Origin of the sequence: Nostoc sp., from assembly GCF_036919575.1 — a bacterium.
Lineage (GTDB): Bacteria > Cyanobacteriota > Cyanobacteriia > Cyanobacteriales > Nostocaceae > Nostoc.
Genome location: NZ_JBALBY010000074.1, coordinates 29144 through 43809, shown reverse-complemented (window position 1 = coordinate 43809; position 14666 = coordinate 29144). Strand labels below are relative to the sequence as shown.

12 protein-coding genes are annotated in these 14666 nt (G+C 36.4%); all 12 read right to left on the bottom strand.

Annotation, left to right across the window (positions count from 1 at the left end; genetic code table 11):
* Positions 1-29: 29 nt before the first annotated feature.
* Positions 30-920 carry a dTDP-4-dehydrorhamnose reductase gene (gene rfbD / locus V7K27_RS19460; protein ID WP_334949730.1) on the bottom strand — a complete coding sequence of 297 codons (891 nt, stop codon included), beginning with the start codon at positions 918-920 and terminating at the stop codon, positions 30-32.
* 39 nt (positions 921-959) lie between these two features.
* Complete coding sequence (gene rfbC / locus V7K27_RS19455) at positions 960-1505, bottom strand: dTDP-4-dehydrorhamnose 3,5-epimerase (RefSeq protein ID WP_334949729.1); 546 nt, start codon at positions 1503-1505, stop codon at positions 960-962.
* Positions 1506-1623: 118 nt separating this feature from the next.
* Positions 1624-2700 (bottom strand): glucose-1-phosphate thymidylyltransferase, encoded by a 1077-nt coding sequence (locus V7K27_RS19450; RefSeq protein ID WP_334949728.1) that lies wholly within the window; start codon positions 2698-2700, stop codon positions 1624-1626.
* A 97-nt stretch (positions 2701-2797) separates the two neighbouring features.
* A complete protein-coding gene (locus V7K27_RS19445; RefSeq protein ID WP_334949727.1) occupies positions 2798-3865 on the bottom strand; it encodes a glycosyltransferase family 4 protein in 1068 nt (355 codons plus the stop codon).
* A gap of 14 nt (positions 3866-3879) precedes the next feature.
* On the bottom strand, positions 3880-4728 hold the full coding sequence (locus V7K27_RS19440) for a glycosyltransferase (protein ID WP_334949726.1): 849 nt from the start codon (positions 4726-4728) through the stop codon (positions 3880-3882).
* 145 nt (positions 4729-4873) lie between these two features.
* Entirely contained in the window at positions 4874-5794 is a 921-nt protein-coding gene (locus V7K27_RS19435; RefSeq protein ID WP_334949725.1) for a glycosyltransferase family 2 protein, read from the bottom strand.
* Between the two features lie 181 nt (positions 5795-5975).
* A complete protein-coding gene (locus V7K27_RS19430) occupies positions 5976-6344 on the bottom strand; it encodes an EamA family transporter (RefSeq protein WP_334949724.1) in 369 nt (122 codons plus the stop codon).
* Positions 6345-6380: 36 nt separating this feature from the next.
* A complete protein-coding gene (locus V7K27_RS19425) occupies positions 6381-7076 on the bottom strand; it encodes a hypothetical protein (RefSeq protein WP_334949723.1) in 696 nt (231 codons plus the stop codon).
* Between the two features lie 72 nt (positions 7077-7148).
* Entirely contained in the window at positions 7149-8312 is a 1164-nt protein-coding gene (locus tag V7K27_RS19420) for a glycosyltransferase family 2 protein (RefSeq protein ID WP_334949722.1), read from the bottom strand.
* 119 nt (positions 8313-8431) lie between these two features.
* Positions 8432-10099: an ArnT family glycosyltransferase gene (locus V7K27_RS19415; protein ID WP_334949721.1), complete on the bottom strand. Its 1668-nt coding sequence runs from the start codon at positions 10097-10099 to the stop codon at positions 8432-8434.
* Between the two features lie 98 nt (positions 10100-10197).
* On the bottom strand, positions 10198-11373 hold the full coding sequence (locus tag V7K27_RS19410; protein ID WP_334949720.1) for a methyltransferase domain-containing protein: 1176 nt from the start codon (positions 11371-11373) through the stop codon (positions 10198-10200).
* 83 nt (positions 11374-11456) lie between these two features.
* On the bottom strand, positions 11457-14651 hold the full coding sequence (locus tag V7K27_RS19405) for a glycosyltransferase (RefSeq protein WP_334949719.1): 3195 nt from the start codon (positions 14649-14651) through the stop codon (positions 11457-11459).
* Positions 14652-14666 lie beyond the last annotated feature (15 nt).

Sequence of the window (14666 nt, the reverse complement as noted above, 5' to 3'; positions counted from 1 at the left end):
TTATTCCTTAATCAACAATGCCCCATGCCCTATACCCTATGCCCAATTTTCAAATCTGTGAGCATTTGTCGGAGTCTTTGTCGCCAATGGGGGGGATAAGTCCCTAGAATTGCTGAAATTTTTGCACAAGCAAGGACGGAATAAGCAGGGCGACGGGCTGGTGTGGGATATTCGGCGGTTGTAATGGGGACAATACGTTCAACTTTCAAAGGGAAGCCTAACTGTTGGGCTTCTTCAAAAATGGCAACGGCAAAGTCATACCAGCTAGCAACGCCGCTATTAGTGTAGTGATAAGTGCCGCTAATTTCTGGGGTTAATTGGGGAATCATCTGGGCTATAACTGTGGCTATATCTTGCGCCCAAGTCGGGCTACCAATTTGATCGGCCACAACACGCAGTTCTTGACGTTCTGCACCTAATCGCAGCATGGTTTTGACAAAGTTACTTTTGCCAAAGGTTCCATAAACCCAAGCAGTACGGAGGATAAGGTGATGGGCGCAAGTTTCCCGAATAGCTTCTTCTCCAGCGAGTTTGGTTTTACCATAAACACTCAAGGGGTTAGTCCTGTAGGTTTCCTGGTAAGGATTACACCCATTGCCATCAAAAACGTAATCGGTGGAAATATGAATTAGAAAAGCTCCTAATTTTTGGCTTTCTTGGGCAAGAATTAGGGGTGCAGTAGCATTAATAGCGGTAGCAAGTTCGGGTTCGCTTTCGGCTTTGTCTACAGCCGTGTAAGCTGCGGCGTTAATGATGATTTGCGGGTGCTTTGATCTGATAACGCTGCGGAGGGTATCGGGTTGGGTAAGGTCTACTGTCGGGCGTGCTACTGAGATAATATCGCCGTAAGAAGGGAGGATTTGTTGCAGTTCCTTACCTACTTGACCATTACTACCAATCAGCAGAATTGATTTACTCATTCTGATTAGTTCTGAAACCTACTTCAATTTTGAAAGTACTTAATCAAATATTTCAGCAGTTCTCAAAGGTTTACCAGCTTGGTCTTTAGCTGATAAAATAGGTGGCGCACTCAGAGGCCAATCTATCGCTAAATCTGGATCGTTCCATAGGATTGTGCGATCGCTTTGGGGTGCGTAGTAATCTGTAGTTTTGTAGAGAACTTCAGCTATTTCTGAAAGCACGAGGAAGCCGTGAGCAAAGCCTGGTGGTATCCATAGTAGGCGTTTGTTCTCAGCACTTAGTTCATAACTCACCCATTTACCAAACGTTGGAGAGCTTTTTCTAATATCTACGGCTACGTCAAAAATAGTCCCGACAACAGCACGGATGAGTTTACCTTGGGGTTGTTGAATTTGGTAGTGCAGCCCACGCAGGACGTTTTGCTTAGAATAAGAGTGGTTATCTTGGACGAAGTTCGTAACAATACCTGTCTGTTGAGCAAATTTTTGATCGTTGTAAGCTTCAAAAAAGAAACCGCGATCGTCTGCAAATACTTGGGGTTCAAGTTGTAGAACTTCGGGAATTTTGGTATGTACAATGCTCATTAATATTATTTATAGGATGTGCCGCAGTGTTCTGATTGTCAGATTAATTTCGCATTTATATTTTACAGGCACTGTGTTCAACCTTTGACGATCGCTTATCCTCTTTTTAACAAATAAATCACGTTAGTTCAATTTGACAGTCATCGCCAATCATAAATCGCAAGGCTTTGGGGCGACGGGGTGCAAGAGTCAATTGTGCCCTTTGTCCAATCACACTATCAATAATACGCTGATGAATTCCGGCAATTTTAGCACTTTCTAAAATTACACTGTTTTCTAAATCCGTATCAATGAGTGTGACATTGTTAGCAATACTACTAGAAGGACCAATAAAGCAGTTTTCTAAATGACAATTATTACCAATGACTACTGGCCCCCGAATTGTACAGTTAATTACTTTAGATTTTGCACCGATTTGGACTCGCCCAATAATCTGACTTTGAGCATCGACTTCGCCGAGAATTGATGTTGTCAAATAAGTGTCGAGAATTAATCGGTTAGCTTCTAATAAGTCATCTTTCTTACCAGTGTCTAGCCACCAGCCTTTGAGATTGTAGGCTAAAACTTGCTTTTCCTGATTAATGAGGTATTGAATAGCATCAGTGATTTCTAGTTCGCCTCTGGTGGAAGGTTGGATATTTGCGATCGCATCATAGATGAGGTGAGAAAAGAAATAAACTCCTACCAATGCCAGATTTGAAGGAGGAACTTTGGGTTTTTCAATTAACTGTAATACCCGTCCCTTATCATCTACCTCAGCCACACCAAAGGCGCTAGGATTGGCAACCGAACGTAAGAGAATCAAAGCATCTGGCTGTTGTTGGCTAAATTGTTGCAGAAAGTAACGTAATTCACCTAGTTGAATCAGATTATCGCCCAAGTACATGACAAAGGGAGAATCACCTAAAAACGGACGGGCGACTTGGACTGCATGAGCAAGTCCAAGTGGCTGGTTTTGTATGATGTAGGTAATGTTAGCTCGAAAGTATTCCCCATTTCCGGTTTTCGCTTGGACTTCTGCCCCAGTTTCCGGGCTGATGATGATGCCAATATCAGTAATACCAGCAGCGACCATTTCTTCAATGCCATACCATAAAACAGGTTTATTAGCAACTGGTACGAGTTGTTTTGCTCCGCTATAGGTGAGAGGACGTAGACGTGTACCTTTACCGCCAGAGAGAATTAGTGCTTTCATCAGGATTGAGGATTAATTACAAGTTATTAGTCAAGATAATCTGAAACCTTGACAAAATCCCAAATCCTGGCATCCAATTTTGGCGTTAGTTTATCTTTTATAAGTAACGGGATAAAACTTCGAGGGTTGCTTTTCCTGTTTTTTCCCAACTGAATTGTTGGGAGTGGGTGATACCTTGGCTAGAAAGGCGCGATCGCAACTCGAAATTAGTTGCGATCGCCTGCATTGCCTCTGTAATTTCTTCGGTGTTGTAGGGATTGATCAGAATCGCGGCATCGCCAGCCACTTCTGGTAAGGAGGAGAGATTGGAGGTAATGACGGGAGTACCACAAGCCATTGCTTCCAGGACAGGTAAACCAAAACCTTCCCAGAGACTGGGGAAAACTAGTGCGATCGCTTCATTGATGATTTTTGGTAGTTCGCTATATGGTACATAGTCGAGGAACTTTACCTGATTAGTTACACCCAATTCTGCAACTTGCACTTTTAAAGTTGGGGTGTAACGCGAATCAATTGGCCCGACTAACCATAGTTCATAGTCTTTGCAGTTAGGTAACGCAGCAAAAGCACTGATGAGTCGCTGGATGTTTTTGTATGGATCTTGGCGGCCAACGTAGAGAAAGTAGTTGCGGGTGGGGAGGTTGAGAGGGCGGAAGTGAGTGCGATCGTGTGCTAAAGGAATCGCAGTAATTTTGCTGGCGGGAATTTGGTAAAAATCGGTGATATCTTTAGCCGTAGTCTGGGAGATGGAAATAATGTGTTGTGCCTGGTTAAGGACTTGGGGAGTGTAATAGCGGTGGTAGGGTGTGAGTGGTGAGAAGCGTTTGGGAAAGCGCAACGGTATCATGTCAAAAAATGTGACGACAAAACGACAGTTGCTATAAAGGGGTGCTTCCGGTAGCGGAGAAAATAAGAGACTCGATTTCAGGTTTTTATATATTTGCGGCAATTGAAATTGCGCCCAAACAAGGCGATCAAAATGACCTTTAACCCCTTGTTCTGCGGTTTGGTTAGGAGGAACTGGGTAGCAGTTGTAACCAGGAATATTCTGGAAAACTAGGAGTGTGGGATAAAGTTCTTGCAAATGAGGCAGCAGATTGAGAGCATAGGTAGTGATGCCTGTGGGTTGAGTTAGTAGAAATGAGAGATTAATTAATAATGTCATGATAATTAACCATATTATTTATTCTGGTTGTTGATGACATAATCCCATATACCACAAATTTTTCCTAATGCAGCTTGTGGCTTTAGCATAATCGCTAAGAGCGCCTTTAAGATTTGAAAAATTAATCTAATATTAAATACAAATTTGTTTGTGTATTTACCTATTGTTAACAAATAGCTATATGTACTATTTCTAATTTTTTTGAAATTATTCCTATTAGTAATAGATGATGGTTGATGCAGCACTAAAAAATTATTATTTATGGCAACTAGATGTTCTTGACTAGCATAATGTAAGCAAAAATCTACATCTTCATAATAAAGAAAGTAAGCAGAGTCAAAATGGGGACATTCAGTAAATTTATTCAAATTAACAATTAGACTACACCCTGAAACCCAATCACAATTAACATAGTCTGCATCTATATTTGTTAATTTTTTTTGGGTAATGATTGCGCCAGTTTTCAGAATAAATCGACCGCCAGCAAACCAAACTTCGCCTGTCGGTGTATAGATAAGTGTACCAAGAATTGAAATTTCTGGATGTAACTCAAAAAATGGCTTAACTTTATCTAAAGTATTTTCTATTAAATAGGCATCTGGATTGATTATCCAAACATAGGCTTGGGGATCTTGAATGTAGATCCATTTTAAGCCTAAATTACAAGCACAACCAAAACCTAAATTAGTCCCAGCATCAAAAATCAATACAGATTCAGTTTTGAGATTATCAATAGAATTATCATCAGGTGAGTTATTGATGATAATTACTTTGTAGTCAACATGGCTTGTTTTCTGTATGGAAGTGATTAATTTAAATACTAAATCTGTAGAGTAATAATTAACGATTAAAAAATAAATCACTGTAGTTTATTTTAGTTATTACATCAGCTAATCTTGTTAAAAACTACTTAATTCATAGATGAGACGCTAATAGAAGTAATTTTATTGAATAATATGTTAATTTATTTATAGATTATTACTTTATTTAAATTCTCTTTTTAAAAACTCAACACCAAGTTTTACCAAGCTTTCCTTGAAAGCCGTGAAATGTTCCCAGCAAACAAGCCCATATTTTTACTTTTTTTTCTTCTGGATCATATAGCAAAATTGTAACTATCCTGCGGAGTAAATATTTTATGCGTCGTCCACAACTGGTTAGTCGATATAAGCCTTTAGCATAGTGAGTTTCTAAATAAGTATGGTTTCGATTAATGTAATAGTTACGTAGACTAGAGTATTGGTGAATAGTCATTTCTCGTTGACAAAATTTTACTTTGATTGGATTACCGAAATTATGATGCATGATAGCTGTAGTAACTATCAGATTATGGAATCCCTGTTGTTGTAATCTCAGTCCATAATCCAGGTCAATTCCATCTATAAACAATTCTGCACGAGGGGGGTTAACAGTTTTAGCAGCAGTAATGGAAATTAAAGAACCAGAAGTTATCGGAGAGCCGCACTCATAAAAATCAACATTCTTATTGTGCTTACAACCGATGAATTGGTCTCTGATAAAAACTGCTCCCTGTATAACTTTGTCAGTTTTGCAATCAATAGCAGTAGGAGCAATAATTCCAATTTTTTCACTATATTCTAGCGACAACTTATTGTAACTTTCTAACAGAATTTCCAAACAATTATTCGTCGGTAAACTGTCTTGGTCAAAAGCCCATAAAAAATCATAACCTTCCTTTATTGCCCATTCCAGCGCAAGTGTCAAACCTTGACCAATACCAATATTTTCAGGATAATGATGTATCAAAGTTGATGTACTGTTATCAGGTTCCAGTAATTCTTGCTCGGAATTGTCTACTACAAAAACAATATCTATTGGTATAGATTGAGATTTAATGGCTTGCAGACACTTGCTAGCAGCTTGCTTATCCTTATAGAGAGTTATATAAGCTGCAATTTTTGCTGTCATTTATTTTATTTAGATGTTATGTAATAAATCGATTTACGGGTTTTATATTATAATGCTGTCATTTTCGCACTTGCGTGTAAAATGAATCCTATAAATTAGAATAACCAATATTTCTAGATGCTTGAGCTTAAAGGAAGGAACTTATAAAAAGTTTTAAACCTTTAAGGCAATATTTTTATTATTATTTTTTCCACACGACTAATATAACTCCGCCAATAATTAAACTCAAACCTACTATACGGGTAATGGGAATAGGTTCTTTGAATACAAAGTAACCTAGCAACACAGAAAAAACATAGACTAGAGATGCAGATGGGGCAGCTATGCTGAGATTCACTCTAGTCAACAGCAAAATATAAGCTAAAGCACCTAAAGCATAAAAGAGTAACCCTATTATCAACTCTGGTATTGTGATAATACGGTTAATGTGAGTAATATCATTCTCAGTAATAAATTTTCCTAGTTTGTTTGCTCCTGTTTTTAAGAAAAACTGTCCTGCTATACTGGTCATAACTGATACAAGCAATAAGCAACATTCTCGCGGTGTCACAAAAATTCCCTCATGAAAAAACTAGCATATATCTATCTATTTTGATAGTAAGACTACAAGGTTAGAAACCATACCTAGAAATACTGGTTCGTACCAACTAAGATTTATCTTCAATTGACTAACTTTTGATGAAGCATTAATTATCTTACACAAATCTTGCTGAGACAATAAGTGCAGATTATTTTCACTAGCCCAGAAATTCATTCCAATAATTTTTAAGATTCTGCGATGCCAGTATCTTGGAAGCCAGTGTAAAAGTGGAATTTTAGTATGAAATTCTAGCCAGTGATATCTGTTCGGGGTGGTTAGCAGTATATTATTACTAATTTGAAGCAGATCATTGATATATTGGATTTGTTTTTTTTCTGAACCTACATGTTCAATTACAGCCGACGATATTATGTAATCTACTTCGTCAAAATTACTTTTTTTTGGAGGCCAAGATACAACCGTTAGTCTTGGGAATATTTTCTCTAGGTGATTAATGTCTTCTGGTGAAGTAGCAAAAACTTTTGCTCCATCCTCTATCAACCATCGAATAAAACAATTACTATCTTCTCTAAAAGTATCTGGAGTTGAACCATGATCTAAAAAGACTTTACCTTCTACACTGCCAACTTGCTTTCTTAACCATACATACATCTTCCTTCTGGCTTTTACTGCTGTTGTAATATGTAATTTACTAAAAGGTAGGTTGCGTCCAAAATAATCTATCCCGCGTACTTCTGACATATAGTATACCCTGTAAATAAATACACAAAAATCTTGTTCGTATTGCTAAAACTTTAGAGAAAACTTGCATCACTATCTAGGAACCTCATACGGTTCTACCTTTTTCATTGACATTGCAGAAATAAATAAAGATGTAAAGTCTATCTCAAAACCTATGATTACTATCGTTGCTGCAAATGTCAACCATTCTGGATGAGAAAGCGGTAGCAGATTAGAACGAAGCCACTGTAAGGTAAGATACAGAATAAATATACCACCGCTAATGATCATACTTGTTCCGATGAATAGACCAGTTTCTAAATTAAAGAACTTGTAAAACTTTCGTATTAAAAAATTATCCTTATCAAAACGCCGGCTCCATGAATAAGTCTTGGCATGTAAACCTAAGCTTAAAATCTCAAAACCAACTACACTAAATATCGTTGCAAATATACCTGTTACAACTCCGAGTGGTCTACCTTGATACTTTAAAAACTCTACTAAGACAGCAATATGAATTAGTATACCAAGGGTTAGCAAAAACATTCCTGGATAGATGAATAGTTTGTTGGGAGCATATAGTAACATCATCCGCAAACTACGCCAGCCATCGCGGAGTGTTCGCAGCTTGGACTCTCCCTTTCGTGGGGCTAATTGAATTGGAATCTCTTTTATCTTCAATTTAGCAAGTCCTGCATTTATCGCAAGTTCTAAGTTGAATTCCATACCTGGACTGATGGGTTCAATCAACTCATAAGCTTCACGACTAAAGGCACGAAATCCGCAGTAAACATCTGTATATTTAGTGCCAAACAGACCATTAAGAACACCTGTAATTGCGGGATTTCCGATTAGGCGATGCAGCAAGGGATTATTCTCTAGACCTTTTTTGCTCAAAAAACGACTACCTGTGACAAAATCATAGCTTTCGTTGATGAGAGCATCTAAAAATTGAGGAATTAAACGAAAATCATAAGTATCATCAGCATCTCCCATAATGAGATACTTCCCTTTTGCACTATTAAAACCCTTGAGATAAGCATTTCCATAGCCTCTCAAAGATTGATGTACGACTCTTACACCCATGCTTTCGGCTATTTCAACTGTTCTATCTGTTGAACCATTATCACAAACAACAATTTCACCATCAATGCTTGCCTTATTAAATGTATTTTGAATTTTCTCAATACAACTGCCAATAGCAGCTTCTTCATTTAAGCAGGGCATCACCACAGAAACTAAAGGTATATTTGACATACTTGCAACCTTTTTTTCAAATATTTTAGCTAAATTTAGTATTTCCTCATAACATTAGCTTATTTTAGATAAAGAATGGCAATTAATACTTTAAATTTTATACTGGTGTTAATAATGAGCTATTGATCACTTGCGTTATTCCATTTCTGCAATGTTTTTAAATTAAATATTTCAATAAAATAGGATATCCCAATAGCTACACTCATTAGCAACAAAGGAACAATAGGCCAAAGATATCGAAAGTCACCCGGAAAACTTGTAGTGTCAATATAAGCGATAAGTGCTACTCGGAGTATAATAGTTAGCAACATTATTAGAATTATAATTAATGGTATTCTTGCAGATACTTTTTTATAGTTTACACCTTTAAGATGACCTAATATTAAACTAATTGTTGATATTCCTAGTAATATGGGTAAACAAAATTTATATAATGCACATATCGAGTAAATGAATTTGTCCTTTAATTGATTAACTGGAAGATTTCGATATTTTATAAAATCAAATGATTCCCTAGTTATTCTTTCATAAAACTTTTTTCGGTGACTTAAGTCTTTTTCTCCATCATTTAAATTAACCATTAGCATTTGATTTAATAATGTCTGGCTTAGTTTGCTAAAACTTTTAAGAAAAGGTTTTATATATTCACTGCGAATTTCCGGGCTAAAAGCAGATATTGAAAATATACTATTATTACAAGACAATCTTCCAGATATACAAGCAGATTTTATCTCAGATGCTATTTGTTGGTAAAAAGCCTCCGTCTCAGGAGCCGATTTGTATTCGCCAGCATAAGCAACAGCATCTCTGAGTGCCCACACAAACCATCCTCCAGCATAGTCATCACAAACCTTTACTGCTTGACACCCAAATATAAACCATGCCTTTCCCAATCCCAATTGTTCTAAATATGTCGATAGCTTTTTGAAGCTTGGACTCACAGCATAAACTTTAAATCTAGTCTCTTCCTGGACAGGTACGAAACGCCTCAACTTTTCAGGTTCAATGCTAGTTAGTTGAGCGTAAGCAGTTTTTATCCCTGGAGATGTAAGATCACTAACGGTAAATACCCCATATTTAAAATAGGTTGTTAAAGAAATAAGTGATGTTACAATAACCACTGGAATAAGAATAAGTAATATTGACTTTTGCAACTGCTGCCATGCAATTCGCTTATTAAGTTGAGGGCGAAGTGCATTAATGAATAATGGTATATATAGTATTGCGATACTCGGAACTATTAATATGCCTTCAGGTCTTGTATTATAAAACCAAGCAAATCCTAGTCCTAAATTGAATGACCATAATAGAAAAGGCTTAGATACAAAGGGCTGATTAAATAAATGAATGAGACAAGACATTATGAAGATTGTGAGAGGTAAATACAATGACTCTTGTATTGTTGCTCTATTCCAAAGAAATGATGCTGGTAGAAAAATGTGTAATATCAAGAAAATGAATACAATAAGTTTGCTTTTATAGTATTGGTAAAAAGACCAAGCAAAGAAAAAACCAGAGCCTAGATATAATATTTCTTGTGAAAATCTTAATGAAAACCCTAATATATAACTGAGGCGAATAAAAAATGGATATCCTGGTGGCCTCATTAGAGTATATTGATCGTAATAAAAAGGAGCCTTAAAATTAAAGATTTCCCAAGCCATCTGTATATATCTCAAGTTATCATGTTCTCCATAAGAAGCTATAATAGGTAAGTGGCTTGTCAGCCATAATTTAATAATGGCTATAACTAAACATAACGTCCAAACAGATTTTAAAAACATCACAATTAACTCCACTTTGTCAACTTTTTAAGTATTAATGCAGGACAACCATTCATTATAATATAATACGGCTGAAGACGATTATTTTGACTATCAATGTATTATAACTTTCTTGCAATTAGACAATTTACGCAGGCTAACTCTTCATTTACTTGTGGACTAAGTTGGGTTACAAAATCTTGTTCAAGATACTTATGAGGATGTTCTAATAAATCGGAAATTTTCATGTTTTTGAAATTCTTAGCTGCTGCTTCTGGTAATCCACGAATATAAGAATTTAAGAACCAAGTCAAACACCAAACTGGTAATCCAGCCTGGGGAACACTACATTCAAGTATTTCAAATTCTTCTGAAAACAAATTTTTCAGACCACTACTTGTCATGTTGTAATAGTGGTCTGGATAACCGTGAAAAGGCTGTAGAAATGGAACAGCAGCATAAAGTGTACCGCCAGGTTTGAGCACTCTAGTAATTTCTTGAGCACACTCAAATGGATTTCTAACATGCTCTAATACTGCTAAAGAAAATACAGCATCAAATACTTCTGACTTAAATGGTAATTTTTCCCCAATTCCAATAACATCTGTAGTTGGGTAATCAACTATTTCAAAGTTTACAATGTTGTCATAATACACATCTCTTAAACCGCAGCCATTATCAAGTATTAACCCATTTTTAAATTGCTGGATTATGTTTATAGCTACAGAATCATATTTGTTTGCAGAGATATTCTCAGTTGACTTGACAATACCATGCACAATCAATTCTTGTGTTAGTAAATTAAATTTACTGGTATTAAAGTTAAATTCTGATTGACAGTTAAGGCATTTCAGTGAAGTTTCATCATCAATATTTGAAAATTCTTCATTCCCACATATAGGGCAACGCAGAATATTTCTGATTTTATTCAGCTTTTCTTGCTTGTCGTGAATGAATTTTTTACCTATTTCGCTATCGAATTCAAAATCTACAAGGAATCCATGTTTATTATGATCTATGGTAAATTCAATAGAGAATTTTCCCGCTATGGAAAAGTCAGAAAATAATAAAAAATCAGAAAACCCAAAAACAGAATGATCGGGGTATGCAAGTTGTACATCAGGACGACTAACAATTGTTAAAGCCTGAAGAGGTTTATTTGCATAACAAATGCTTAAATCTTCAATTACACTTCCTTTTCCATAAATTATCCAACCACTAATCAAGACAAATGGGGAATTAATTATCTTATTATGGCTAGGAGTGTCTATATAGTATTGAAAAGCTTTTTCTTGCATGTTTCCACCTGTAATTAAAGTCCATTTTATGGAAAATAAGATTTATTATCAATTTTATTTTTTATGTAAAAAATCGACTTGTTTTATACCCTAATGCTGTAATCTTCATGCTTGTATGTCAAATTGATATTATAACAAGGGTCGTATTCTATAAACTTTTTCCACTTGTTCTCCATATACGCTGTTTCTTTAATAAATCTAGCTAGCTTCGCAGGTGTATCTTCAGAACCTCGGCTCTTAGATTCATAGTGATACAACATAACGTGTGGTAAATAGATATTCCTGTAACCTTTTTCAACAATCTTTAAGCATAGGTCAACATCATTAAATGCAACTGCAAGTTCCTCTTCAAAACCGCCAACTACTTCAAAAACTTCTCGTCTACACATTAAACAAGCTGCTGTCACAGCCGAGTAATTATTTACCGTTAAGATTTGACCAAAGTATCCTGGAGAATTAACCGGATAATGTTTATGACTATGATTAGCAACTCCTCCAATACCCATGACTACACCAGCATGTTGAATAGTGTTATCTGGATATAAAAGCAAGGCTCCGACAGTCCCAATACCAGGTCTTTGGGCTTGCTCAACCATTGCGTCCATCCAGTCAGGAGTAATTACCTCGATATCATTATTCAAAAATAGTAGATAATCTCCCTTAGCGTAAGTAACTCCATAATTATTAATCTTGGAATAGTTAAAAGGTATATCAAGTCGGTAGCATTGAAACCTACTAGATTCCTTTTGTTGCCATTTAGAAATCACATTAGCGGTATTTTCTTCTTGACTACCGTTATCTATGAGAATCACTTCATAATTTGGGTAAGTTGTCTTCTCAAAAATAGATGTGAGACATTTGTCTAAGATATTACCTAAATCTCTTGTGGGGATGATAATACTGACAAGTTTATAATCTTTGATTGTATATCGAATTATGTAATGCCCCACAAGATTTCCAGCCTGTATCAATTGTCCATCTTCACCTCTTCTCGCAAGAGCATCTAGTAATGCTTTCTCAGCTGCTATGACAGCATAAGGTTTTTGATCCGGTTTACTTGCAGCAGATTGGGGATGAATTCTCCAGTGGTATAATATTTTGGGTATATGAAATATTTGTGTTGTTTGTTCGGTTAATCTTAAGACCAAATCATAATCTTGACTTCCCTCATAACCTGTTCTAAAACCTCCAACGGCGTTTACTAACTCTCGTCGATAAGTTCCTAAATGGCAGGTATACATCCGAGATAAAAAGGAGTCTGGACACCAATCTGGTTTAAAGAAAGGATCTTGAAGTTTACCATTCTCATCAATTTTATCTTCATCAGAATAAATCATATCTGCTTCTGGATGCTTATTTAGCAGTAGAGCAATTTCATACAGAGCATCTGGAGTCAGCAGATCATCATGATCAAGTAAGGTAATAAAATCACCAGTTGCGATTTCTATTGCTGAGTTAGAACAGCAAGAAATATGGCCATTTTCAGTTCTAAAAACAACTTTTATCCGAGAGTCTTTTGATGAGTACTTCTCTAAAATTTGTCTAACGTAATTATCTGTAGAGGAATCGTCAGCAATACATAATTCCCAATAGGGATATACCTGATTCAATACAGATTCAATAGCTTCTCGTAGAAAACATACAGGAGTATTGAAAACAGGCATAATAAGACTAATAGTAGGCTTATAAGCTAATAATTTTGCCGTCTTACCCATCTTTTGTAAGCCTGGTTGAGTAGGGTAGTTTTCATTCAGCCACTTCTGGTAATTAATATCATCAGTTTGAGGAATATCTGCCAGTACTATGGTAGGTAGTAATGCATCATTAAACTTTAACTTTGAAGAAGTTTTTTCCCATAATTTGCTCAAGCAGTAACGAAGTCCCTTTATTCTGAAAACAGACCAAAAGTTTTTTACCTGTGACAAAAAACTTATGTGAAATGGATTATGATCGTCCACTAAACCAATAGCAAGTCTAAATTTAAACCAGATTTTTCGCATCTGCCAAAATTTACTAGTATCTATGGCTGCAATAGTGCATTGCGAACGCTCCAATTCAGTCTGGGTTTGTTGGAGTTGAGATTGCGAACGCTCCAATTCAGTCTGGGTTTGTTGGAGTTGAGATTGCGATCGCTCTAATTCTGTCTGAGTATGTTGGAGTTGAGATTGCGATCGCTCTAATTCCGTCTGAGTTTGTTGTAGATTAGATTGCGATCGCTCCAATTCTACTTGAGTATGTTGGAGTTGAGACTGCGATCGCTCCAATTCCGTCTGAGTTTGTTGTAGATTAGATTGCGATCGCTCCAATTCTACTTGAGTATGTTGGAGTTGAGACTGCGATCGCTCTAATTCAGTCTGAGTCTGTTGTAGATGAGATTGCGATCGCTCCAATTCTGTCTGAGTCTGTTGGAGTTGAGATTGCGATCGCTCCAATTCTGTCTGAGTCTGTTGCAATTGAGACTGCGATCGCTCTAATTCTACCTGAGTATCTTGGAGTTGAGATTGCAATTGCTGCGATTCTTCTAACAGCTTAGACGAGCGATCGCTGATTGCAGCATATTCTCCTTCTATAGTGCAAGGATCTGCCCTAATAATAAACTGTAAAGTGTCAGCATCTTTATCTTCTTCAATTTGTTTAATAGTATCACTGTTGAATTCTTCTCTCTTATTTTGAGGGATCAAAGAATTCTCTGAAAAAATTTCTAGTTTTGTCCGATCGGCAATACTTACTAAATACCCTGATCTTTCAAATAACTCCTCAACCGTTTTTCTGGTAAAAAACCTCAGGTGAGTATTATCTAAAATACCTAATTCTGTATATTCAAATTTACCTTGTAATAAAGACAAGCGAATTGCACCGTGAGCAATATTTGGAATAGAAGCAACTACATATCCATCTTTTTTTAATATCTGCTTGGTTTCTTCCAAAATTTTCCAAGGGTTTCGCAGATGTTCCAAAACATCTCCAAACACTGCTACATCGAACTCCTGGCTAGGTAAGATTTCTGTAACAGAAACAAAATCCAAGTCGGCAACTATTACCTCTTTACAGTACTGCTTGGCAACTTTAGCAGCATCTGGGTTTATATCTACTCCTGTGACAATACACCCTTTTTTATTAAGTAACTGAGCAAAGTAACCAGTCGCGCACCCAAAGTCTACTACTCGCTGATTGTCTCCAATCAGGTTGAACATTTTCCTTAAACTGTGGTTTTCCTCCAAACCTTCTTCTGTAAGGTTTTCAGCCGATGGATAATCTTTTGACCAATCTTTATTCATAATAATAGGACTTTA

Coding starts and splice junctions, on each gene's coding strand:
- V7K27_RS19450 (WP_334949728.1), bottom strand. CDS start 2,700: ATGAAAGCACTAATTCTCTCTGGCGGTAAAGGTACACGTCTACGTCCT.
- V7K27_RS19420 (WP_334949722.1), bottom strand. CDS start 8,312: ATGTCAAATATACCTTTAGTTTCTGTGGTGATGCCCTGCTTAAATGAA.
- V7K27_RS19410 (WP_334949720.1), bottom strand. CDS start 11,373: ATGCAAGAAAAAGCTTTTCAATACTATATAGACACTCCTAGCCATAAT.
- rfbD (WP_334949730.1), bottom strand. CDS start 920: ATGAGTAAATCAATTCTGCTGATTGGTAGTAATGGTCAAGTAGGTAAG.
- V7K27_RS19405 (WP_334949719.1), bottom strand. CDS start 14,651: ATGAATAAAGATTGGTCAAAAGATTATCCATCGGCTGAAAACCTTACA.
- rfbC (WP_334949729.1), bottom strand. CDS start 1,505: ATGAGCATTGTACATACCAAAATTCCCGAAGTTCTACAACTTGAACCC.
- V7K27_RS19435 (WP_334949725.1), bottom strand. CDS start 5,794: ATGACAGCAAAAATTGCAGCTTATATAACTCTCTATAAGGATAAGCAA.
- V7K27_RS19445 (WP_334949727.1), bottom strand. CDS start 3,865: ATGACATTATTAATTAATCTCTCATTTCTACTAACTCAACCCACAGGC.
- V7K27_RS19425 (WP_334949723.1), bottom strand. CDS start 7,076: ATGTCAGAAGTACGCGGGATAGATTATTTTGGACGCAACCTACCTTTT.